The sequence below is a fragment of the Pseudonocardia sp. ICBG601 genome, assembly GCF_020496245.1.
Genome location: NZ_JAHLJA010000168.1, coordinates 83,303 through 105,183, shown reverse-complemented (window position 1 = coordinate 105,183; position 21,881 = coordinate 83,303). Strand labels below are relative to the sequence as shown.

Here is a 21,881-nt window from a genome sequence, read left to right as displayed (position 1 = left end):
GAGCAGGACATGACCGGGACGAACCGGCAGCAGCGGGTCGACGAGCTGAAGCAGGAATGGGCGACCGACCCGCGCTGGGCAGGGATCACCCGCGGTCACAGCGCGGAGGAGGTCGTGGCGCTGTCGGGCAGCGTGCGCGAGGAGCACACGCTGGCCCGCCTCGGCGCCGAGCGGCTGTGGTCGCTGCTGCACGAGCGCGACTACGTGCACGCCCTCGGGGCGCTGACCGGCAACCAGGCCGTGCAGAGCGTGCGCGCCGGGCTGGAGGCCATCTACCTGTCCGGCTGGCAGGTCGCCGCGGACGCCAACCTCGCGGGCCAGACCTACCCCGACCAGAGCCTCTATCCGGCCAACTCGGTGCCGGCGGTGGTCCGCCGCATCAACAACGCGCTGCTGCGTGCCGACGAGATCAGCACCCTGGAGGGCCGCTCGGCCGCCGAGGGCGGCGACGACCCGCACTGGCTGGTCCCGATCGTCGCCGACGCCGAGGCCGGCTTCGGCGGCCCGCTCAACGCGTTCGAGCTGATGAAGGCCATGATCGCCGCGGGCGCGGCCGGTGTGCACTGGGAGGACCAGCTCGCCTCGGAGAAGAAGTGCGGCCACCTCGGCGGCAAGGTGCTGGTCCCGACCTCCCAGCACGTCCGCACCCTCAACGCGGCGCGGCTCGCGGCCGACATCTCCGGCGTCCCGTCGGTGATCGTCGCCCGGACCGACGCCCAGGCCGCGAACCTGATCACCTCCGACGTCGACGAGCGGGACCGCCCGTATCTCACCGGTGAGCGCACCGCGGAGGGCTTCCACCGGGTCACCGGCGGCATCGAGCCCTGCATCACCCGCGGTCTCGCCTACGCGCCGTACTCCGACCTGCTGTGGATGGAGACCTCGGTGCCGGACCTGGAGCTGGCCCGCAAGTACGCCGAGGCGATCAAGGGCGAGTTCCCCGACCAGATGCTGGCCTACAACTGCTCGCCGTCGTTCAACTGGCGCAAGCACCTCGACGACGACACGATCGCCCGCTTCCAGCGCGAGCTCGGTGCGATGGGCTACGCCTTCCAGTTCATCACCCTCGCCGGCTTCCACGCGCTCAACCACTCCATGTTCGACCTGGCCAAGGGCTACGCGGCGAACGGCATGACCGCCTACGTCGCCCTGCAGGAGCGCGAGTTCGCCGCCGAGGCCGACGGCTACACCGCCATCAAGCACCAGCGCGAGGTCGGCACCGGCTGGTTCGACGCCGTCTCCACCGCGGTCAACCCGGAGTCGTCCACCACTGCGCTCGCCGGGTCGACCGAGGCCGAGCAGTTCCACGGCTGAGCGAGTTCCCGCGGTGGGTGGCCGGGTGCGTCCGCGCATCCGGCCACCCGTGCCGCACCCCGTCGTAGGAGGAGAACAGGTGAGCGGGATCGAGCGGGTCGGCGTCGTCGGCGCCGGACAGATGGGCGCGGGCATCGCCGAGGTGTGTGCGCGGGCGGGGAACGACGTCCACGTCGTCGAACAGCACCACGCAGCGCTGGACCGGGGCCGGGAACGCATCCTGGCCTCGATGGACCGGGCGGTGGACCGCGGGCGGCTCTCCGTGCCCGACCGGGACGCGGCAGCGAGCCGGCTGACGTTCTCGACCGACCTCGGCGACCTCGCCGACCGCCAGCTCGTCGTCGAGGCGGTCGTCGAGAACGAGATCGTCAAGTCCGACTTGGTCGCGGGCCTGGACAAGGTGCTCGCCGACCCGGGCGCGGTCATCGCCTCCAACACCAGCTCGATCCCGATCATGAAGCTGGCGCACGGCACCGGGCGGCCGGGACAGGTCGTGGGGCTGCACTTCTTCAACCCCGTGCCGGTGCTGCCCCTGGTCGAGGTCGTCGGTTCGCTCACGACCTCGGCGCAGACCCTCGCCCGGGTCGAGGAATGGGTGACCGGGGCGCTGGGCAAGCAGACGATCCGAGCCGCCGACCGGGCCGGGTTCGTCGTCAACGCGCTGCTGGTGCCCTACCTGCTCGGCGCCGTCCGCATGGTGGAGACCGGTCGGGCCACACCGGCCGACGTCGACGCCGGGATGAGGCTCGGGTGCGCCCACCCGATGGGGCCGCTGGAGCTCGCCGACCTGATCGGGCTCGACACCGTCGCCGCGATCGCCGAGACGATGTACGCCGAGGAGCACGAACCGCTCTACGCACCGCCGCCGCTGCTGCGGCGGATGGTCCAGGCGGGCCTGCTGGGACGCAAGACCGGCCGCGGTTTCCACTCCTACCCGGCCACGACGGCAGGGGCGCGCTGATGCTGCAGACCGACGTCCCACCCACCCGCCGACGCGTCGTGCTCCGGGCAGCGCTCGACCGGCCCCGTGCGGGCCGCCGCCCGCTGCGCTTCCACACCGTCACCACCGCCGCGTCCGCGCGCCAGATCGCGGCCATGGGGCTCGACGGCGTGCACGTGGCGGCGGCCGACACGGGCGGGCAGGACGCCGCGGAGCTGGTTGCACGGATCGTCCGGGCCACCCCGCTGCCGGTCCTGGTCGACCTCGGCCCGACCCGCGACGCCGACACGGTGGCGCACATCGCGGCGGCGGGCGCGTCCGGCGTGCTCCTCGACGACACCTCGCCCGACGACGGGGCGGCCGGGGACGTCGAGACCCGTGTCCGCACCGCTGTCCGCGCCCGTCACGACCCCGCCCTGCTGATCGGGGTCCGCACGACCACCGACCGGGCCCGCGGCCTGGTCGACACCATCGACCGGGCCCGCGCCCGTCTCGCCGCGGGCGCGGATCTCGTCGTCGTCGAGGCGCCTGCGTCGCGGGCCACCTACCCGGTCCTGCGCGAGGCCCTCACCGCGCCGCTGTTCGTGACCGCCACCCCGGTCACCGGCGGCGACCCGACCTCCGTCCTGCTGCCCACCGTCACGCAGCTCGCCGCCTTCGGCATGGACGCCGTGATCCACCCCGTCACCGGGCCGCGGTCCCCGGCAGCCACCGACCGTGGCAGCCGGATCCCGCGCGACACAGGAACACCACGAGGTCTCGCCGACGCGCTCCTGGCCGGAGCACGTCGCGACGCCGTCCGGTAGCGGGCCACCGGCCCGCCGCAGAAGGAGACACCCATGACCGACGACCAACGCGACACCCCCGTCCGACGTGGCCTGGTGGGAGTCGTCGCCGACACGACGTCGATCTCCGACGTCGACCCCTGTCACAACGTCCTGCTCTACCGGGGCTACCCGGCGCCGGCGCTCGCCGAGCGGCACGGCTTCCTCGACGTCGCGCACCTGCTCTGGACCGGGGAGCTCCCGGACCCGGCCGAGCTCGCGGCGCTGGAGCGGCGCGAGCGGTCCCTGCGCCGGCTGGACCCCGCGTGCGAGGCGATGCTGCTGTCCCTGCCGACCGACTGCCATCCGATGGACGTGCTCCGCACCGCGGTGAGCTGGATCGGCGCCCACGACCCGGCGACCACCGACCACTCGGCCGAGGCCAGCGCGGAGAAGGCGGTGCAGCTGCTCGCGGTGCTGCCCACGATCGTGGCGCTCGACCAGCGGCGCCGCCGCGGGCAGCGTCCGATCGCGCCGCGGGAGGACCTCGGGCACGCCGAGAACGTGTTCCACATGACCTTCGGTGAGATCCCCGAACCCGAGGTGATGCGGGCCTTCGAGGTCGCGATGATCCTCTACGCCGAGCACAGCTTCAGTGCGTCCACGTTCGCCGCGCGCACCGTCACCTCGACCCGCTCGGACCTCTACAGCGCCGTCGTCGCCGCCCTCGGGGCGCTGAAGGGCGAGCTGCACGGCGGTGCGAACGAGGCCGTGATGAACCAGTTCGACGAGATCGGCGACCCCGACCTGGTCGACGAGTGGCTGGAGGCCCGGTTCGCCGCCGGCAAGAAGGTCATGGGGTTCGGTCACCGGGTCTACAAGCGTGGCGACTCCCGGGTCCCCGCCCTGCACTCCCGGATGCGACAGGTCGCCGACCTGCGAGGCGGCCGTGCACTGATGGCGCACTACGAGGTGCTCGCCGGCGCGATGCTGCGGGAGAAGGGGTTGCGGCCCAACCTCGACTACGCCGCGGGCCCGCTGTTCCACCTCATGGGTTTCGACACCCCGATGTTCACCGCGCTCTTCGCGATGTCGCGGATCAGCGGCTGGACCGCGCACGTGATCGAACAGGCTTCCCACGACGTCCTGATCCGCCCCGTCGCGCGTTACGACGGAAAGGCGCGCCGGGAGGTGAGTGCCGTTCGATGACATCCTGAATCCGCGTCGGAGAACCGGACGGGTCCGATGCCCCGTCTGGTTCTCGGCATGTCCGGAACCGGTGGACCTCCCTGCCCGCGGTCATCGACCATCGGGTGTCCGGAAGATCGTCTGCAACGTCGTCAGCACGTGTCTCGCCGGCCCGTTCTGGTCGACGGAGTAGAAGCGGTGCCGGCCGGACCGCCGCTCGTGGACGAGTCCTGCCGTGCGCAGGATGCGCAGGTGGGTGGAGACCGTGTTGCGCGCGACGGTGGTGGTGCGCAGCGCGATCTCGCCGGCGGTGCACTCCTCGCCGTCGGCGATCAGGATCAGGATGCTGCGCCGGGTGGGGTCGGCGAGTGCCTCGAATGCGGACCCCACGAGCCCGTCCTCCCTGACCACGGTCATCTCCGCCTCCGTCAGAGTCCGGCGGGGAGCCGGCCACCTACCGCGGCGGAGGCGACGTCGATCTGTCCGGTGCCGAGCGGGTCGGGGAGCGCGTCCCAGCCGTCGGGCCCGAGCCCGATCTCGGCGTCGGTGAGCAGGCACGCGTCCAGGTCGGCGAACAGGCGGTCGCGGTCGATTCCCTGCCCGATGAACACCAGCTCCTGCCTGCAGTCGCCGACGGCGTCGTCCCAGTTGTCGGTGATCGCGTCGCGTCGGTAGTCCTGCGGCCAGATCTCCTGCGGGAGGAAGCGCCACCAGTGCCCGATGTAGCCGTGCCGGATGAGGTGTCCGGCCTGGGAGATGCTGCCGATCTCGGTGATCCTGGCGGCGTTCCAGAAGTAGCCCTTCGCCCGCAGGAGCCGGCCGTTGGTCCAGTCACGGGTGAGGAAGTGGTGCAGGCGCTCCGGGTGGAACGGTGCCCGCGCCCGGTACAGGCACGAGGCGACGCCGTACTCCTCGGTCTCCGGGATGTGCTCGCCGTTGATCTCCTGGAGCCAGCCGGATGCCGTGGCGGCGCGTGCGAGGGAGAACAGGCCGGTGTCCAGGATGCGGTCGAGCGGTGCCCGTCCCTCGGACACGGGGAGGATCTCGGCGACGGCGTTGAGCCGGCGCAGGATCTCCGTGAGCTCGGCGACCTGGGTGTCGTGCATCAGGTCGGTCTTGCTGATGAGGATGACATCGGCGAACTCGACCTGGTCGACCAGCAGGTCGGAGAGGTCACGGCGGTCGTCGGGAGCATCGGCGTCCACCGGGCGCCCTGCCCGGAAGTCCCGGAGGAAGTTCACGCCGTCGACGACGGTGACCATGGTGTCGAGCCGCGCGATGTCGTCGAGCGCCCCACCTGCGGGGTCGACGAAGGTGAAGGTCTCGGCCACCGGGAGGGGCTCGGAGATGCCGGAGGACTCGATGAGCAGGTAGTCGAACCGGTCCTCGCGGGCGAGGCGGGTGATCTCGCCGAGCAGGTCGTCGCGCAGGGTGCAGCAGATGCAGCCGTTGGTCATCTCGACCAGGCGTTCCTCGGAGCGGCTGAGCTCGACCTCGCGGGCGATCTCCGAGCCGTCGATGTTGATCTCGCTCATGTCGTTGACGATGACCGCGACCCGGCGGCCGTCGCGGTTGTTCAGCACGTGGTTGAGCAGCGTGGTCTTGCCTGCTCCGAGGAAGCCCGACAGGACGGTGACGGGGAGGCGGGTGTCGGTCATCGTCGTTCCTCTCGTCGCCGGCGGAGGCGACCGTGGTGGGAGGTCGGGCGGACCGGGCGGGCCCGTCGGAACGGGCCCGCCCGGACGGTGCGGTGGGTCAGGCGGCGCGCTCGAGGTAGCCCTCGAACAGGTCGACGACGACGGCACCGGCATCGGTGTCGTCGCCGAACAGCTCGGCGGCGTCGAACTCGACGTGGTAGCTCGGCTCCGAGCCGCCGTCGCTGCGGCCGTGTCCCGCGGCGTCGGGGAAGGGCCAGGTCATCCCGGTGCGATGCTGCACCGTGCCGACCTTGCCCCGGCAGAACGCGGGGTAGCGGACGTGCCCGGCGAAGTGGTCGTCGGTGACCCGGACCTTGTCGCCGACCTCGAACGTCTCGCGGTTCTCCCTCGCGGGACGCCCGGGGGAGGTGGCGGGGAGGGCCAGCGGGAAGGGCCCGCCGGCCGCGGCCTCCAGCTCGTCGTGGGTGAGCACGCCCTTCTCGACCATGAGCGTCGCGGCGCCGATGATGTAGCGCTCGTAGTACGGGGTGCTCAGGTAGTGCACCGGCTCGAGCCGTTCGACCGCGTGGCGCACCTCGTCGAGGGTGAAGTTGCCGTTGGTCACGCCGAGGAACAGCAGGCTGTAGCCCAGGTGCTCCCAGTCGTACTTGAAGGTGTCACCGATCGGGCCGTTGGCGGTGTGCGGGACCGGGCCGAAGCCCTGCCGGCCCGCGAGGTCGTGGACGCCGTCCATGGGGTGTGCTCCGTTCGCTCAGGTGTTGGGGTGCTCGACGACGACGTCGGCCGAGGGCAGGGCGACGCCGATGAGACAGTCCTTGGTGACGATGGACGCGAGTCGTTCGGCGTCCCAGCCCTCGGTCCCCGCCGGGCGCATGGGGAGAACCATGTAGCGGGTCTCGGCGGTGGTGTCGTAGACCTTGATCTCGACGTCCTCGGGGATCGTGGTCCCCAGCTCCGCCAGGACCTTGCGGGGCTCACGCACCACACGGGCGCGGTACTCGAAGCCCTTGTACCAGGTGGGCGGCAGACCCAGGATCGGCCAGGCGGTGCAGGAGCACAGCGAACAGACGATGACGTTCTTGACCGTCGGGGTGTCGGCGAGCGCTCGGATGTACTCGCCCTGGGCGCCGAGGTAGCCGTACTGGGCGACGGCCGCGGTCCCGTCGGAGAGCAGCAGCTCGCGGAACTCCGGGTCGGTCCAGGCCCGTGCGACGAGCTCGGCCCCGCGCCGCGGGCTGTACTCCTCCTCGAAGGTCGTCTTCCATCCTTCGTTGAAGCCGGTGGGGATGAGCCCCTTGGCGTCCAGGGCGTTCTTCAGTGCCCAGGCGCGGTCCTCGACGGGGGCCTGCTCGGGCAGGCCGGTGCGGTTCTGGTGGGCGGCGAGCGTCACCTGTGCTCCTTCGGGATGGTGGTGGTGCGTTCGGTTCGTGTGTGGCAGGTGCTGCGAGACCTGCGCGCGAGTGGCGGGGGCGGCGTCACCCCCGGACGCCGGAGACGAGCGGCGACGCTGCTCCGACCGAGCCGGCGAGGGCCGGTGGGGCGGGGAAGCCGCCGACGGCCTGCTCGAAGGTGTGCGCGACCCGAAGGACGGTCGCGTCGTCGAAACGCCGGCCGACGATCATCAGACCGACCGGGAGCCCGTCGACCAGCCCGGCCGGCACCGAGACGGCGGGGTGACCGGACACGTCGAACGGGGCACAGTTGCCGACCATCCCCAACGCGGTCGGCAGGTAGGTGTCCAACCCGGCATCGAGCCCGATCAGCTCCGGCGCGGTGTAGGGCAGGGTCGGCATGACCAGCACGTCACAACCACTCAACGCCTGGTCGTAGGCCGCACGCAGCTCGAACGCGAGGTTGCGGGCCATGCCGTAGTAGACGCCGCCGCCGTGGCCGAAGGTGTAGCCGCCCGAGAGCCCGACCAGCTTGACCGTCTTGGACAACTCCGCCCCCCGGGCGAGGCGCTGACGGTGGTAGTGCGCGATCAGCTCCGGATCGTAGAGACCCGGATAGTTCATGCCGTAGGCGTTACCGTCGACCATCTGGTAGGCCGCACCCTCGGTCGCGATGACGTTCCACACCGCCATCCCGTCCAGATGCCACGGGATCGACACCTCCTCCGCCACCAACCCGGCCCCGGCCAGAGCGCCGACCGCGGCACGCACGGCCTCGTCGACGGCCGGGTCGCTCTCCGGGCGACCGAAACCCTCGACCACGATCCCGACCCGCAGGCCGGCGGCCGACTGCTCCAGTGCGGCGAGGTAGTCGACCGGGTCCAGGACAGTGGGCTGACGGGCATCGAACCCGTCGACACCCGCCAGGACCGTCAGCATCAGCGCGGCGTCGGACACCGTGCGGGTGATCGGCCCGAGGTGATCGATCGTGGCCTCGATCGGGAACGCCCCGGTGTAGGGGACCAGCCCGTGAGTGGGCTTGTGCCCCACCGTCCCGCAGAACGCACTCGGGATCCGGATCGAACCACCCTGATCCCCACCCACGGCCAGATCCACCGCACCCGAGGCCACCAGTGCCGCGCTCCCACTCGACGAACCACCGGCATTACGGCCGGTGTCCCACGGATTGCGCACCGGCCACGGCCGCGAGGTGAAACTCGCACCCGAGAAACACAGGTCCTCACACACCGACTTCCCGGTGATCGTCGCCCCCGCCGCCAGCAGCCGGGTCGCCACCGTCGCATCCCGCGACGGGACGAAACCCTCGACCGTCGCCGACCCATTGGTCATCGGCACCCCGGCCAGACAGATGTTGTCCTTCAGCGCCACCGTGCGCCCAGCCAACAGACCCTCAGCAGCACCCGGCACCGACGTCGTCACATACCAGCCGCCGAGAGGGTTGTCCGCAGGCTCGGACCAGGCCCGCTCCGGCGTCTGCGGTGCCGAGGCCCGGTAGAGCTCCTCGACCCGGTCGGAGGCGGCCAGCGTCGCCGTGACCGCCGGGCCGAACTCCGCCAGCTCGGCGTCCGACAGGCCGAACGCGTAATGCTCGTTCAACGCTGCCAACCGGGCGGCGTCGGGAGGTGGTAGCGCCACGGGCACTCCTTCGATCCAGGTATCAAGGAGGCTGGCCCGTACACACTCTCATGTCAACAGATTCTGACGCGTTGACATGATCGTAACGACGCCGAGTACGAGCCGGCGTCAGTCGTGGCGGGGCCGTTGCCAGGCCAGCAACCGTGCGGTGGTGGTCTGCCGCACCGCGTCGTGCTGGTTGAGCGTCCGCTGCTCGACGACGACCCACGCCTGGTCCGGCCGCGACCGGGACCGGCGGATCTCCCGGAGCACGATCTCCACCCGCAGGACGTCCCCGGCCCGGGCCGCGCTGGGCCAGGCCACGTCGGCGCCCCCGCCGACGATGCCCGTCGCGATGGGCGGACCGCTGGTGACCACGAGCCGCATGGTGACCGCCGCGGTGTGCCAGCCGCTGGCCACGAGACCGTCGAAGAACGTTCCCGCGGCCGCGTCGGCGTCGGTGTGGAAGGGCTGCGGGTCGAAGTCGCGGGCGAAGGCGACGATCTCCTCGGCGGTCAGCTCGTGGGTGCCGGTGGTGAAGGTGGCGCCCTCGACGAGGTCGTCGAGCCAGAGGCCGTCGCGGGTCGGGTTCGGTGTGGTCATGGTGAGCCTCCGCTCGGTCGTCGGACGGGGATGTTCGGGGTCAGGTCGCCGGTGTCGACGCCGGGCGGTCGGCCGCTGTGTCCCGCCGCCGCTCGACGACCGTGAGGGCCGTGGCGAAGACCGCCGCGACCAGGGCGGAGGCCACCAGCCGAACACCTTCACCCGGCCGTCGCGCATCGCCCGGATGCTGTCGACGGTGTCGAAGCCGTGCTCGCGGGGCGGGTCGAACGCGAACTCGCGCTCCAGGGCGTCGAGGAAGGAGTCCGGGACGCGCTCCCAGATGCCCATGGTGCGGTCGCCCTGGACGTTGGAGTGGCCGCGGACCGGGAACAGCCCGGAACCGGGGCGGCCGATGTTGCCCTGGGCCAGCGCGACGTTGACGACCTCCTTGATCGTCGCGACGCCGTTGCGGTGCTGGGTCAGCCCCATCGCCCAGCAGAAGACCGTCTTGCGCGAGTCCCGCAGCAAGGCCGCGGCCCGGGTGATCTCGGCCCAGGACAGGCCGGTGGACCGGGTGACTGCGTCGCGGTCGATCCCGGAGACGTGCTCGCGCCAGGCATCGAACCCGGTGGTGTACCGGTCGAGGAACTCGTGGTCCAGGGCGTCCCACTCGACCAGCAGCGAACCGATGGCCTGGAACAGCGCCAGGTCGCCGTTGACCCGGACCGGCAGGTGCAGGTCGGAGATGTCGGTGCCGCGTCCGAGGACGCCCTTCGGGGTCTGCGGGTTCTTGAACCGCATCAGCCCGGCCTCGCGCAGCGGGTTGATCGTGAGGATGGTGGCGCCGTTGCGCTTGGCGTGCTCGAGCTGGGTCAGCATCCGCGGGTGGTTGGTGCCCGGGTTCTGCCCGGCGATGACGATCACGTCCGCCTCGAGCAGGTCGGGCAGCGTGACGCTGGCCTTGCCGATGCCGATCGACTCCTGCAGCGCGATGGAGGTCGACTCGTGGCACATGTTCGAGCAGTCGGGCAGGTTGTTCGTCCCGAACGCCCTGGCGAAGAGCTGGTAGACGAACGCGGCCTCGTTGGACGCCCGGCCGGAGGTGTAGAAGGTCGCCTCACCGGGGTCGTCCAGGGCGTTCAGCTCGTCGCCGATCAGCCGGAACGCCTCGTCCCAGCCGAGGGGCTCGTAGTGGGTGCCGTCCGGGCGCCGGACCATCGGGTGGGTGATGCGGCCCTGTCGGCCCAGCCAGAGCTCGGAGTGGGCGTCCAGGTCGGCGACGCTGTGCCGGGCGAAGAACTCCGGGGTCGCGCGGCGGGTGGTGGCCTCCTCGGCCACGGCCTTCGCGCCGTTCTCGCAGAACTCGGCGACCGAGCGGTGCCCGGGGTCGGGATCCGGCCAGGCGCAGCTCATGCAGTCGAAGCCCTCGGCCTGGTTCAGCTTCAGCAGCGTGCGGGCGGTCCGGGCCGGCCCCATGTGCTCCAGCGACCGCTTCATCGACACCGCGACGGCGGTCGCCCCGACGGCGTGGTCCTCGGGGGAGCCGACGTCGAGATCGGCCTCGGAGTACTCCTCGTCGTGCCTGCTCACCGGTCCACCTCCGTGCTCGACGGCTGCCGGGCGGCGCCGTGCCGGCGTCGTGCCCGCTCCGGAGCGCTACCCGGCGGGAGCGATCCCAATCCCCCGCGGACCCGATCGGACCCTGCCGGCATCCCGTGCCCTGGTCGTGCGGCGGAGTTCATCACACAGGGTGGTCGACCGACCACCGGTCGTCCCGGATGCCGCGCCGGGCGTACCGGGTCGCCCGGTCGCCGTGGCGGGCGGGCGCGTCCGCCTCGTCCCCGGCGACCGGTCGTTGTCCGGGTGTGGCGTCGTCGATCGGGAGCCCGGCGTGCGCCACCGGTCGGTCCGAGGCGTGTCGCCCCCGCCAGGGCGGTCCGTCCCGGGCCGGCCGACCCCCGGTCCGGACGCCGTCCGCCGGCTCCGGGGCCCGAGCCGGCACCGGCGGAGCACGCCGGTCGGATCCGAAGGAGCTGCAGGTGGACACCCCCGACGTCCGGTACGAGCTGTTCCGGCACCGCCCCGCGCGAGCCGACATCGGTCGTGCGGAGGTGGCGACGACACTCCGGTTCGCCTGCGCCGGGACGCTCGGCCAGACCGTCGGGGCGGCATCGGTCCCGGTGCTGGAGGTCCCCACCGGGTGCGCACGCTCCGCCGAGCGCCTGGCCCGGCAGATCACCGACCTGTTCGAGATCCCCGTCGTCCGGCCGTCGTCCGAGTCGCTCCGCATCGTCGCGCGCGTCCCGGAGCTGGCCCGCCGCACCCGGCTGTGCGACGGCACCGGCCGCTGGGTGCGCGGGCTGCCGCCGTCGGTCGTCGCGGGCGACGACGCGGTCCTGGCCGGGGCCTGGCGCGCCGCGTTCCTGGCCGCCGGGGCACTCGGCGGCCGGGGCCGGGCCGGGCTGGAGCTGACCTGCCCGTCCCCGGAGACGGCGATGGCGCTCACCGGCGCGGCCCGCCGCCTCGGCGTCGCCGCGCTGACCCGCCCCGGCACCCACGGCGACCGGGTGGTCGTCCGCGACCACGCCGACGTGCGGGCGGTGCTCGGCCTGATCGGCGCGCCGCGCGCGGCGCAGGCGTGGACCCCCGACCTCCGACGCGGGACCGGCGAGGCGCCGGTGAGCGGCGCGCTGCACGACGCCAACCGGGAGCGCGCCTCCCAGGCCGCGGCGACGACGACCCGGCGTGTCCAGGCACTGCTGGCGGACCCGCCTGCCGGGGTGCCCGACCGTCTGCTGGCCACCGGCCTGCTGCGGGCCCGGAACCCGGAGCTGTCGTTGCAGGAGCTGGGCCGTCTCGCCAACCCGCCGATGACCAAGGACGCGATCGCCGGACGGCTCCGTCGGCTGCTCGAGTACGCCGACCGCGCGCACCCCGGCGGCTGAGGGCGGACCCGCTGACGGCCGCGCGCCGGGTCGCGGTGCCCGGCACGCCCCGGCCGGTCAGGCGTGGACGGCGACCACCCCGGCCGCGGCCAGCGGTGCGGTCGCCTCGCCGACCGTCGCGAACCCCTCCCCGCGGGTGTCCCCGCGCAGGTGCCGGGCGTGGATGCCCTCGGCGATGACCGCGGCCTTGAGGTAGGCCAGCCCCCGGTGGAACGCCCAGTGGCGCACCGTCCGCCCGGACGCGACGGTGTAGCGCTCCACCAGCTCCGCGGTCGACGGCATGCGGGAGCTGGTCGAGGCCGCGGACCCGGCCAGCACCGGTGCGAACGTCGGGTCGCCGTAGACGGTGTGCAGCGCCAGGTCCGCCAGGGGGTCGCCGAGCGTGGCCATCTCCCAGTCGACGAGCGCGCGGATCGTGGCCGGGTGCCCGGCGTCGAGGATGGCGTTGTCGATGCGGAAGTCCCCGTGCACGACGGCGTGGTCGCTCTCGGCCGGGCAGGTGTCGTCGAGCAGGCGGTACAGGGTGTCGACGTCGGGGATCTCGCGGGTGGCGACGCGCTGCCACTGGCCGTACCAGCGCTCGACCTGGCGGCGCAGGTACCCGGCGGGGCGGCCCAGCTCGGCGAGCGGACCGGCGGTGACGTCCACGGCGTGCAGTGCGGCGAGGGTGTCGACCAGGGAGAACGCCACCGCGTGCACGGTGGGGTCGTCGAGGGCGGCGAGGTCGTCCTCGCTGCGCACGACGACCCCGTCGACGAACCCGGTGAGCGCGAACGGCACCCCGAGCACGCTGTCGTCGGCCAGCGCGACGGCCGGGGCGACCGGTACGCCGGTGCCCGCCAGGGCGGCGGTGACCCGGAACTCGCGGCCCATGTCGTGTGCCGACGGGGTCAGCGTGCCCAGCGGGGGTCGCCGCAGGATCCACACGTGGGTGCCGTCGGTGACCCGGTAGGTGAGGTTCGAGCGGCCGCCGGAGACCAGCTCGGCGGTGACCCCGCCGCGGTACCCGTCGACGTTCGCCGTCAGGAAGGTGTCGAGGGCGGCCAGGTCCAGGCCGTCGGGACCGCTCATCGGGCCTGTTCCCTGCGGTAACGGCCCACGGTGCGCTTGGCGATCGACCAGCGGTGGGTCTCCGACGGGCCGTCGTAGATCCGGAACGGGCGCACCTCGCGCAGGAAGCGGCCCAGCAGCACGTCGCCGGACACCCCGCGTCCGCCGTTGAGCTGCAGTGACCGGTCCACGACGCGCCAGACGGCCTCGGCGGTGAAGGTCTTGGCGATCGACACCTGGCTGCCCGCCGGGTTGCCGCGGTCGAGCTCCCAGCAGGCCTGCAGGATCAGCCCGCGCGAGGCGGCGATGTCGATCTCGTTGTCGGCGATCATGGCCTGGGCCATGCCGAGGTCGGCCAGCCGGGACCCGAACACCTCGCGCTCCGAGGCCCACGCCACCGCGATGTCCTGCGCGCGCCGGGCGATCCCCAGCCAGCGCATGCAGTGGGTGAGCCGCGCCGGGCCGAGCCGCACCTGGGCGTAGCGGTAGCCCTGGTCGACCTCGCCGAGCACCGCGTCGTCCGGGACGCGGCAGTCGGAGAACTCGACCTCCAGGTGTCCGCCGAACAGCGACTCGTCGAGCGTCGGGATGTGCCGGCCGACCTTCATCCCGGGGTTGTCGGCGTCGACCAGGAACATCGTCGCGCCGCCGCGGTCACCGGGCTCGCCGGTGGTGCGGGCCATGACGATGGCGAACGCGGCGCCGTCCGCGCCGGTGGTGAACCACTTGCGGCCGTCGATGCGCCAGCCGCCGTCGGCCCGGGTGGCCGTGGTGGACAGGGCGTCGGGGTCCGAGCCCGCGCCGGGGGCGTGCTCGGTCATCGCGAAGCAGGACCGGACGTCGCCGGCGGCCAGCGGGGCGAGGTAGCGCTCCTTCTGCTCCTCGCTCGCGATCCGCTCCAGCATGTGCACGTTGCCCTCGTCGGGGCGGCGATGTTGAGCGCGATCGGTCCGAGCAGCGAGTACCCGGCCTCCTCGAACACCGCGGCGCGGGCGCGCATGTCCAGGCCGTGCCCGCCGAGCTCCGGCGACGCGTGCGGGGCGAACACCCCCGCGGCGCGGGCGGCGTCCTGTAGCTGTACCCGGGCCTCCTCGGAGGGCAGGACACCGCCGTGGGTCTCCTCGACCGGGATCACCACCTCCCGGATGAAGCGTGCGGTGCGCTCCGCGAGGTCGCGGACGTCCGCGTCCTGGGCGAGGTCGACGGCCATGTCTCCTCCATCGGCTAATGAGTGTTAGCCACCTTCTAGCAGGTTCGAGGCAGGTGAGTACAGCGCAGGGAGCCTCATGTCACAGGTCGGCTATAGACTGCTAGCCGTGCGGGGCGACGAGATCCGGTCGGCGGCGCTGGCGGAGTTCGCCCGTCGCGGCTACGAGGCGACGCCGATGGCCGACATCGGCGCGGCGGTCGGCATCCGCGGCCCGAGTCTCTACAAGCACGTCCGCTCCAAGCAGGAGCTGCTCGCCTCGGTCATCGACGCGACCATGCGCGCCCTGCTGGCCGAGCACGACGCCGCGGTCGCCGGGGTCGCCGACCCGGCCGAGCGGCTGCGCCGCGCGGTCGAGGCCCACGTGCGGTTCCACGCCCGCAACCGCCTGGAGGCCTTCGTCGGCAACCGGGAGCTGCGCAGCCTGACCGAGCCGCACCGGTCCGAGGTGCTCGGGCTGCGTGCCGACTACGAGCAGCGCTTCCGCCGCCTGATCACCGACGGGGTCGAGGCCGGCGTGTTCTCGGTGGCCTCGCCGCAGCTGGCCTCGTACGCGATCCTGGACCAGGGGATGGGCGTCGCGGTGTGGTTCCGCGACGACGCGGGCCCGGCCGAGAACGAGGTCGCCTGGCAGCTCGCGGAGTTCGCGCTGCGCCTCGTCGGAGCCGGGCCCGGGCCGGTCAGGAGCCCGTGAAACGGGGGCGCCTGCGCTCGGCGAGGGCCCGCGTCCCCTCGACCAGGTCGTGGCTGCGCCCGGCCTCGACCACCGAGCGCTGCTCGTCGGCGAGATGGGTGTGCAGGTCGGACTCGCTGCTGCGGCGCAGCAGCCGGCGCACCGCGCCGAACGCCTGTGTCGGGCCGTCCGCGATCGTCGTCGCGTACTCCCGCGCCACCGCGTCGACCTCGGCGGCGGGCACCACCCGGGTCACCAGGCCCCACTCCAGGGCCTCGGTCGCGGTGAGCCGGCGCCCGGTCAGGAACAGCTCCTGGGCGCGGCGCAGCCCGACCAGCCGCGGCAGGGTCCAGGAGAGTCCGCCGTCGGCGGTGAGCCCGATGCCGCCGTAGGCGGTGGTGAACACGGCGTCCTCGGCGGCGACGACGACGTCCGCGGCGCACACCAGTGCCAGGCCCATCCCGGCGGCGGCGCCGTGTACCGCCGCGACCACCGGGGCGTCCATCGTGGACAGGCGTTCGACGGTGGGGTGGAACAGGTCGGTGACCTCGCGCAGGACCCGGGGGAGTTCCTCGGGGGCGCAGCCGGTGAACAGCTCGACGTCGCCGCCGACGCAGAACACCCGGTCCCCGCCGGTGAGCACCACGGCCCGCACCGCGGGGTCGGCGGCAACGGCGTCCACGGCCCGGGCGAACTCGGCTCCCAGTGTCCGGTCGACCGCGTTGTGCCGGTCCGGACGGTTCAGTCGCAGGGTGCCGACGCCGTCGGCGACCCGCACGTCGAGGGTGGTGTACGGCGGCGCGGCGGCGGCCCAGCGGGCGGTGTCGGTGAGCTGTTCGAGCCGGGTCAGTCGGCCGCCGGCGACGGTGACGACGTGGGTGAACGCCGCCTCCAGCTCGGCGCCGCCGCGCCGCCCGCGCCCCGGTAGTGCCCGGAGCCCAGGAGCCAGCAGCCGGCCGGCGGCGTCGGCGAGCGCGTCGATCCGGTCGGGCTCGGCGCGGGCGGCGAAGTGTCGTCCGATGCCGCCCCGGCCGTCGCGCCGCATCGCCTCGGCGCCGCGGTGCTCGCCGCCCACGCCGCCCGGCATCCCCGCGGCGAGCACGCCGACGAAGTCGGGATCGAGGATCGCGTCCAGGGTGTCCCGGTCGCCGTCGGCGAGCTCGGTGTAGAGGCGCCGGACCACGGCCTCGGCGTCGGTCCCGGTCCCGGTGCCGCTGTCGGTGCCGGCCCCGGTGGTGATGGTGGTGGTGTCCACGGTGTGCTCCTGGGTCATCGGCCGTCGAACTTCGGGGCGCGGCGCGCGGTGAACGCGATGACGCCCTCGCGGACGTCGGCCCGCCCCGCGCCGGCCGTCATCAGCCGGTACTCGGCGAGCAGGCCGTCGGCGTGGGTGCGGTCGTCGCCGTCGCGCAGCAGCTGCTTGATCCCGCCGTAGGCCCAGGTCGGGCCGTCGGCGAACTCCTCGGCGATGGTCCGGGCGACGGCCTCGACCTCGTCGCCGGGCACGACCTGCGACACCAGCCCCCACTCCAGCGCCTGCTCGGCGCCGACCGGCGTGGAGCGCAGCATGAGCTGCTGGGCGCGGCGCATCCCGACCAGTCGCGGCAGGTACCAGGTGCTGCCGCCGTCGCCGGTCATGCCGAGCTTGGTGAACCCCGTGGCGAGCTTCACGTCGTCGGCGGCGACGACCACGTCGGCACCCCACACCAGCCCCAGCCCGCCGCCGCCGACGCCGCCGCGCACGGCCGCGACGACCGGGACCGGCAGCGCGGAGAGCCTGCGCAGCGTCGAGCCGTGCCACGTGTCGATCATCGAGTCCAGCTGGGCGGGCAGGTCGTCCACCCGGCTGCGAAAGAACCCCAGGTCGCCGCCGACGCAGAAGGCCGGACCGGCGGCGGTGAGCAGCACGCTGCGCACGGCCTCGCGGCCTCGCGCGACGGCGTCGACGCCGCGCGCGGCGCGGACGTCGCGGTCGCCTCACCTCGCGGGGTCGATCGCGTTGCCCCGGTCCCGGGTCAGCCTGATCTCGGCGAGTCCTCCGGTGACCCGGTGGATGGCCCTGTCCTCGTGCATCGCGTCCTCCCGAACGGCGGCCCCGGCGTTGACGTCGAATCTGGCATAAGTTTATTCTCGATTCAAATCTGGTCGACGAAAGGGTGCCTGCGATGTCACCGAGTCCCGGTCCCCGCCTCGTGGTCGTCGGGGCGTCCCTGGCCGGTCTGCGGGCCGCCGAGGCCGCCCGCGACGCCGGGCACACCGGCCCGGTGACCCTCGTCGGTGCCGAGGCGCACCTGCCCTACGACCGGCCCCCGCTGTCGAAGGCGTTCCTGGACGACCCCGAGGCGCCGGACGTGCGGTTCCGGACCGAGGAGCACCTGCATGACGAGCTCGGCGTGGACCTCGTCCTCGGCGAGCCGGCGACCGGCCTGGACGCCGACGCCCGCGAGGTCGTCGTCGGCGACCGCCGGATCGGCTACGACGCACTCGTCGTCGCCACCGGGGCCCGCGCCCGCACGCTGCCCGGGGACCTGGCCGGGGTGCACACGCTGCGCACCCTCGACGACGCGCGGGCCGTGCGCGCCGCGCTGGACGCGGGCGCCCACACCGTGGTCGTCGGGGCCGGGTTCATCGGGTCCGAGGTCGCGTCCGGTGCCCGCAAGCGCGGCCTGCCCGCCACCATCGTCGAGGCGCTGCCGGTCCCGCTGGTCCGCGCGGTCGGCGAGCAGATGGGCGCGGCGCTGTCACGGCTGCACGAGACCAACGGCACCGACCTGCGCTGCGGCGTCGGCGTCGACGGGCTGGAGGGCGGCGGCCGGGTCACCGGTGTCCGGCTCGCCGACGGCACCGTGCTGCCCGCCGACCTCGTGGTCGCCGGGATCGGCGCCACCCCCGACACCGGCTGGCTGGAGGGCTCCGGGGTCGGCCTGGACAACGGGATCCTCGCCGACGAGACCCTGCGGACCGACCTGCCGGGGGTGTACGCCGCCGGCGACGTCGTGAACTGGGTCAACCCGCTGTTCTCCGAGCTGCCGACCGGCGGCCGCATGCGGATCGAGCACTGGACCAGCGCCGCGGAGCAGGGCGCCCGCGCCGCCCGCAACGCCCTCGACCCGGACGCGGCCCGGCCCTACGAGACCGTGCCCTACTTCTGGTCGGACTGGTACGGCAGCCGCATCCAGTTCGTCGGCGTCCCGCGCGCGGACGAGATCCGGGTCGTCTCCGGCTCCCCGGAGGACGGCCGGTTCGTGGCGCTCTACCGGACCGGCGACCGGCTGACCGGCGCGCTGACGCTCGAGCGCCGCGCCGACGTCATGAAGTACCGCGTCCGCATCGGACGCCGCACGAGCTGGACGGACGCACTCGCGTTCGCCGAGGAACGCAACGCCGCGGCCGTCGCCGCGCGCTGAGACGCGACGCAGGAAGAGGAACTCATGGGCGAGGCCTACATCGTCGACGCCGTCCGGGCCCCGGTCGGCCGCCGCAAGGGCGGACTGGCCGCCGTGCACCCCGCTGACCTCGGGGCGCACCCGATCCGGGCCCTGGTGGAGCGCACCGGGGTCGACCCGGCGGCGATCGACGACGTCGTCTACGGCTGCATCGACGCCATCGGCGCCCAGGCCGGGGACATCGCGCGCACCGCGGCGCTGGTCGCCGGGCTGCCGGAGTCGGTGCCGGGCACGACCGTGGACCGCCAGTGCGGCTCCAGCCAGCAGGCAGTGTCCTTCGCCGCGCAGGCGGTCATGGCGGGCACCCAGGACCTGGTGATCGCCGGCGGCGTGCAGATCATGTCGCAGTACCCGATCCTGTGCTCGTTCTCCGTCGGCGAGCCGTTCGGCGCGACCGACCCGTGGACCGGCAGCGTCGGCTGGGAGAAGCGCTACGGCACCCAGGAGATCAGCCAGTTCCGCAGCGCGGAGATGATCGCCGAGAAGTGGAACCTGTCCCGCGAGGACATGGAGGTCTTCGCGCTGGAGAGCCACCACCGCGCGCTGCGCGCCATCTCCGAGGGCCGCTTCGAGCGGGAGATCGTGCCGTTCGGCGAGGTCGGCACGGACGAGGGCCCGCGCGCGGACACCTCGCTGGAGAAGCTCGCCGGCCTCAAGACCCTCACCGAGGGCGGTCGGCTGACCGCCGGCGTGTCCAGCCAGGTCTCCGACGGCACCGCGGCACTGCTCATCGCGTCGGAGTCGGCGGTGCGCGACCACGGGCTGACCCCGCGGGCGCGGATCCACCACGTGTCGGTGCGCGGTGCCGACCCGGTCTGGATGCTCACCGCGCCGATCCCGGCGACCGAGTACGCGCTGCAGAAGACCGGCCTGACCATCGGCGACATCGACACCGTCGAGATCAACGAGGCGTTCGCCTCGGTCGTGCAGGCCTGGCTGGCCGAGACCGGCGCCGACCCGGAGAAGGTCAACCCCAACGGCGGCGCCATCGCGCTCGGCCACCCGCTCGGCGCCACCGGCGCCCGGCTGATGACGACCATGCTGCACGAGCTGGAGCGCACCGGCGGCCGCTACGGCCTGCAGACCATGTGCGAGGGCGGCGGCCAGGCCAACGTCACGATCATCGAGCGGCTCTGATGCGCACCGCCGTCGTCGTCGAGGCGATCCGCACCCCGGTCGGGAGGGGCAAGCCCGGCGGTGGGCTGTCGGGTGTGCACCCGGCCGACCTGCTCGCCGGTCAGCTCGCCGCGCTCGTCGAGCGGGCCGGGATCGACCCGGCGCTGGTCGAGGACGTGATCGTCGGCTGCGCCCAGCAGGTGGGGGAGCAGGCTGGCAACATCGGGCGCAACGCGGTGCTCGGCGCCGGGTTCCCCGAGTCCGTGCCCAGCACGACGCTCAACCGGCAGTGCGGGTCGAGCCAGCAGGCCGCGGCGTTCGCCGCCCAGGCCGTGCTGGCCGGCGTGCACGACGTGGTGATCGCCGCGGGCGTCGAGTCGATGAGCGCGGTGCCGATCGGCAGCGCCCGCGCCGGGATGGGGGAGCGGGCGTCCGCCCGGTACCCCGACGGTCTGGTCAACCAGGGCATCTCCGCCGAGCTGGTGGCGCAGCGCTGGAAGCTCGAGCGCGACGAGCTCGACGCCTACTCCGCCGAGTCGCACCGCCGCGCCGCGCGGACCTGGGCCGACGGCGGGTTCGACGCCGAGGTCGTCGCGGTGCCGGAGGCGGCCGGGCTGACCACCGACGAGACCGTCCGCGGCACCACCACCGCCGAGGGGCTGGCCGGGCTGCGACCGTCGTTCCGCACCGACGAGATGTCGGCGCGGTTCCCCGAGATCGACTGGCGGATCACGCCGGGCAACTCCTCCCCGCTGACCGACGGCGCGTCCGCCGTGCTGGTCATGAGCGAGGAGCGGGCGACGGCGCTCGGGCTGCGTCCGCGGGCCCGGTTCCACGCGTTCTCCGTCGTCGGCGACGACCCGCTGATGATGCTGACCGGCCCCATCCCGGCCACCCACGCGGTGCTGGCCCGCGCCGGTCTGTCCCTCGACGAGATCGACGCCTACGAGGTCAACGAGGCGTTCGCCCCGGTCCCGCTGGCCTGGGCACGCGAGTTCGGCGCGGACCCGGCCCGGCTCAACCCGCGGGGCGGGGCGATCGCGCTCGGGCACGCGCTCGGCTCCTCGGGCACCCGGCTCCTGGTGACGATGCTGCACCACCTGGAGGCCACCGGCGGCCGCTACGGGCTGCAGACGATGTGCGAGGCCGGAGGGATGGCCAACGCCACCGTCATCGAACGGCTGTGAGCTGCGGCGGGCCGTGTCCGGGGATCAGCACCCCCGGAACACGGCCTGCCGCTTCTGCGCGAACGCGGACTTCCCCTCGGCGTAGTCGTGGGTGGTGGCGTGCCGCTGCTGCAGGGTCGCCTCCAGCTCCAGCTGGTCGGCCAGGCGCCGCTGGGCGGCCGCCCCGAGGGCCTGTTTGGTGCTGGCCAGCGCGACGGTCGGCGCCTGGGCGAGGCGCCGGGCGAGTGCCTCGGCCTCGGCGTGCAGGCGCTCGCCGGGGTGCACCGCGTTCACCAGTCCCCAGCGGTGTGCGGTCTCGGCGGGCAGCCGGTCGCCGAGCATGCAGAGCTCCGCGGCGCGGGCGAGCCCGACCCGCTCGGCCAGGAACGCCGTGGTCCCGCCGTCGGGCATCACCCCGATCCGGACGAAGGCGAGCAGCAGGTAGGCGTCCTCGGCGGCCAGCAGCAGGTCGCAGGACAGGGCGAGGGACACCCCGAGTCCGGCGCAGGCGCCCTGCACCGCCCCGACGAACGGCTTCGGTGCCGCCCGCACCGCCAGCACGATGGGGTTGTAGATCTCGCGCAGCCGGGTCGACAGGTCCGGATCGCCCTCGGGGGTCGTCTCGCGCGGGTTCTTCACGTCGGCACCGGCGCAGAACGCCCGGTCGGCCCCGGTGACGAGCACCGCGCGGACCGCGTCGTCGGCCGACGCCCGACGCACGGCGTCGAGCAGCTCGGTGCCCATGGCGGGGGTCCAGGCGTTCAGGGCGTCCGGGCGGTGCAGCTCGATCCGGGCCAGTCCGTCGCCGGTCTCGTACCGCAGGTCCTCGTAGCGCGGGGTCACGT

21 protein-coding genes and 1 pseudogene are annotated in these 21,881 nt (G+C 73.5%); 9 read left to right on the top strand and 13 right to left on the bottom strand.

The genetic code is table 11. The features are described from left to right. The first annotated feature begins 9 nt into the window (after positions 1 to 9). The 4 genes from aceA to KPL57_RS56440 all read left to right on the top strand — a co-directional run bounded on the left by aceA (position 10) and on the right by KPL57_RS56440 (position 4,227). The gene (gene aceA, locus KPL57_RS56455) at positions 10 to 1,314 is read left to right on the top strand and encodes an isocitrate lyase (protein ID WP_226358406.1); all 1,305 of its coding nucleotides are present in this window, start codon (positions 10 to 12) and stop codon (positions 1,312 to 1,314) included. 79 nt (positions 1,315 to 1,393) lie between these two features. Then, on the top strand, positions 1,394 to 2,275 hold the full coding sequence (locus KPL57_RS56450; RefSeq protein WP_226358405.1) for a 3-hydroxybutyryl-CoA dehydrogenase: 882 nt from the start codon (positions 1,394 to 1,396) through the stop codon (positions 2,273 to 2,275). Then, a complete protein-coding gene (locus tag KPL57_RS56445; protein ID WP_226358404.1) occupies positions 2,275 to 3,060 on the top strand; it encodes an isocitrate lyase/phosphoenolpyruvate mutase family protein in 786 nt (261 codons plus the stop codon). Before KPL57_RS56450 ends, KPL57_RS56445 begins: the two co-directional genes overlap by 1 nt. 33 nt (positions 3,061 to 3,093) lie before the next feature. Further along, positions 3,094 to 4,227, top strand: a complete 1,134-nt coding sequence (locus KPL57_RS56440; protein ID WP_226358403.1) for a bifunctional 2-methylcitrate synthase/citrate synthase — start codon at positions 3,094 to 3,096, stop codon at positions 4,225 to 4,227. A gap of 90 nt (positions 4,228 to 4,317) precedes the next feature. Here KPL57_RS56440 and KPL57_RS56435 read toward each other — a convergent pair whose 3' ends face one another. The 7 genes from KPL57_RS56435 to KPL57_RS71070 all read right to left on the bottom strand — a co-directional run bounded on the left by KPL57_RS56435 (position 4,318) and on the right by KPL57_RS71070 (position 11,333). Beyond that, the gene (locus KPL57_RS56435) at positions 4,318 to 4,623 is read right to left on the bottom strand and encodes a helix-turn-helix transcriptional regulator (protein ID WP_020621521.1); all 306 of its coding nucleotides are present in this window, start codon (positions 4,621 to 4,623) and stop codon (positions 4,318 to 4,320) included. Between the two features lie 11 nt (positions 4,624 to 4,634). Further along, on the bottom strand, positions 4,635 to 5,864 hold the full coding sequence (locus KPL57_RS56430) for a GTP-binding protein (protein ID WP_226358402.1): 1,230 nt from the start codon (positions 5,862 to 5,864) through the stop codon (positions 4,635 to 4,637). 97 nt (positions 5,865 to 5,961) lie between these two features. Continuing rightward, positions 5,962 to 6,597, bottom strand: coding sequence for a nitrile hydratase subunit beta (gene nthB / locus KPL57_RS56425; RefSeq protein WP_020621519.1), 636 nt, complete (start codon positions 6,595 to 6,597; stop codon positions 5,962 to 5,964). Between the two features lie 18 nt (positions 6,598 to 6,615). Beyond that, positions 6,616 to 7,254, bottom strand: coding sequence for a nitrile hydratase subunit alpha (gene nthA / locus KPL57_RS56420; protein WP_020621518.1), 639 nt, complete (start codon positions 7,252 to 7,254; stop codon positions 6,616 to 6,618). 85 nt (positions 7,255 to 7,339) lie between these two features. Beyond that, positions 7,340 to 8,911 carry an amidase gene (locus KPL57_RS56415; RefSeq protein WP_226358401.1) on the bottom strand — a complete coding sequence of 524 codons (1,572 nt, stop codon included), beginning with the start codon at positions 8,909 to 8,911 and terminating at the stop codon, positions 7,340 to 7,342. A 108-nt stretch (positions 8,912 to 9,019) separates the two neighbouring features. Further along, a complete protein-coding gene (locus tag KPL57_RS56410; protein WP_226358400.1) occupies positions 9,020 to 11,023 on the bottom strand; it encodes a molybdopterin-dependent oxidoreductase in 2,004 nt (667 codons plus the stop codon). A 151-nt stretch (positions 11,024 to 11,174) separates the two neighbouring features. Beyond that, positions 11,175 to 11,333, bottom strand: coding sequence for a hypothetical protein (locus tag KPL57_RS71070; protein ID WP_020622828.1), 159 nt, complete (start codon positions 11,331 to 11,333; stop codon positions 11,175 to 11,177). Between the two features lie 139 nt (positions 11,334 to 11,472). On the opposite strand from KPL57_RS71070, the gene whiA reads away from it, so the two are divergent. After that, positions 11,473 to 12,378, top strand: a complete 906-nt coding sequence (whiA, locus tag KPL57_RS56400) for a DNA-binding protein WhiA (RefSeq protein WP_226358399.1) — start codon at positions 11,473 to 11,475, stop codon at positions 12,376 to 12,378. 57 nt (positions 12,379 to 12,435) lie between these two features. On the opposite strand, the gene KPL57_RS56395 is transcribed toward whiA, so the two are convergent. From KPL57_RS56395 to KPL57_RS56385, 3 genes are read right to left on the bottom strand one after another with little or no spacing between them, the layout of a single operon-like run. Continuing rightward, the gene (locus tag KPL57_RS56395; protein ID WP_226358398.1) at positions 12,436 to 13,449 is read right to left on the bottom strand and encodes a phosphotransferase family protein; all 1,014 of its coding nucleotides are present in this window, start codon (positions 13,447 to 13,449) and stop codon (positions 12,436 to 12,438) included. Further along, complete coding sequence (locus KPL57_RS56390) at positions 13,446 to 14,333, bottom strand: acyl-CoA dehydrogenase family protein (protein ID WP_226358440.1); 888 nt, start codon at positions 14,331 to 14,333, stop codon at positions 13,446 to 13,448. Before KPL57_RS56390 ends, KPL57_RS56395 begins: the two co-directional genes overlap by 4 nt. Further along, a complete protein-coding gene (locus KPL57_RS56385; protein WP_226358397.1) occupies positions 14,246 to 14,638 on the bottom strand; it encodes an acyl-CoA dehydrogenase family protein in 393 nt (130 codons plus the stop codon). Before KPL57_RS56385 ends, KPL57_RS56390 begins: the two co-directional genes overlap by 88 nt. 106 nt (positions 14,639 to 14,744) lie before the next feature. On the opposite strand from KPL57_RS56385, the gene KPL57_RS56380 reads away from it, so the two are divergent. Then, positions 14,745 to 15,329 (top strand): TetR/AcrR family transcriptional regulator, encoded by a 585-nt coding sequence (locus KPL57_RS56380; RefSeq protein WP_226358396.1) that lies wholly within the window; start codon positions 14,745 to 14,747, stop codon positions 15,327 to 15,329. Here KPL57_RS56380 and KPL57_RS56375 read toward each other — a convergent pair. Continuing rightward, entirely contained in the window at positions 15,316 to 16,563 is a 1,248-nt protein-coding gene (locus tag KPL57_RS56375) for an enoyl-CoA hydratase-related protein (protein ID WP_226358395.1), read from the bottom strand. The two genes, KPL57_RS56380 and KPL57_RS56375, sit on opposite strands and share 14 nt — an antisense overlap. 14 nt (positions 16,564 to 16,577) lie before the next feature. Beyond that, a pseudogene (locus tag KPL57_RS56370) lies at positions 16,578 to 17,231 on the bottom strand (enoyl-CoA hydratase-related protein); the annotation flags it as partial. A gap of 242 nt (positions 17,232 to 17,473) precedes the next feature. Here KPL57_RS56370 and KPL57_RS56365 point away from each other — a divergent pair. Genes KPL57_RS56365 through KPL57_RS56355 form a run of 3 tightly spaced genes read left to right on the top strand, consistent with a single transcriptional unit; the run spans position 17,474 to position 21,057 of the window. Then, positions 17,474 to 18,715 carry an NAD(P)/FAD-dependent oxidoreductase gene (locus KPL57_RS56365; protein ID WP_226358393.1) on the top strand — a complete coding sequence of 414 codons (1,242 nt, stop codon included), beginning with the start codon at positions 17,474 to 17,476 and terminating at the stop codon, positions 18,713 to 18,715. Between the two features lie 24 nt (positions 18,716 to 18,739). Further along, positions 18,740 to 19,891 (top strand): acetyl-CoA C-acetyltransferase, encoded by a 1,152-nt coding sequence (locus KPL57_RS56360; protein WP_020623741.1) that lies wholly within the window; start codon positions 18,740 to 18,742, stop codon positions 19,889 to 19,891. Then, the gene (locus KPL57_RS56355) at positions 19,891 to 21,057 is read left to right on the top strand and encodes a thiolase family protein (protein ID WP_226358392.1); all 1,167 of its coding nucleotides are present in this window, start codon (positions 19,891 to 19,893) and stop codon (positions 21,055 to 21,057) included. Before KPL57_RS56360 ends, KPL57_RS56355 begins: the two co-directional genes overlap by 1 nt. 24 nt (positions 21,058 to 21,081) lie before the next feature. On the opposite strand, the gene KPL57_RS56350 is transcribed toward KPL57_RS56355, so the two are convergent. Next, the gene (locus tag KPL57_RS56350; RefSeq protein ID WP_226358391.1) at positions 21,082 to 21,879 is read right to left on the bottom strand and encodes an enoyl-CoA hydratase/isomerase family protein; all 798 of its coding nucleotides are present in this window, start codon (positions 21,877 to 21,879) and stop codon (positions 21,082 to 21,084) included. Positions 21,880 to 21,881: the final 2 nt, after the last annotated feature.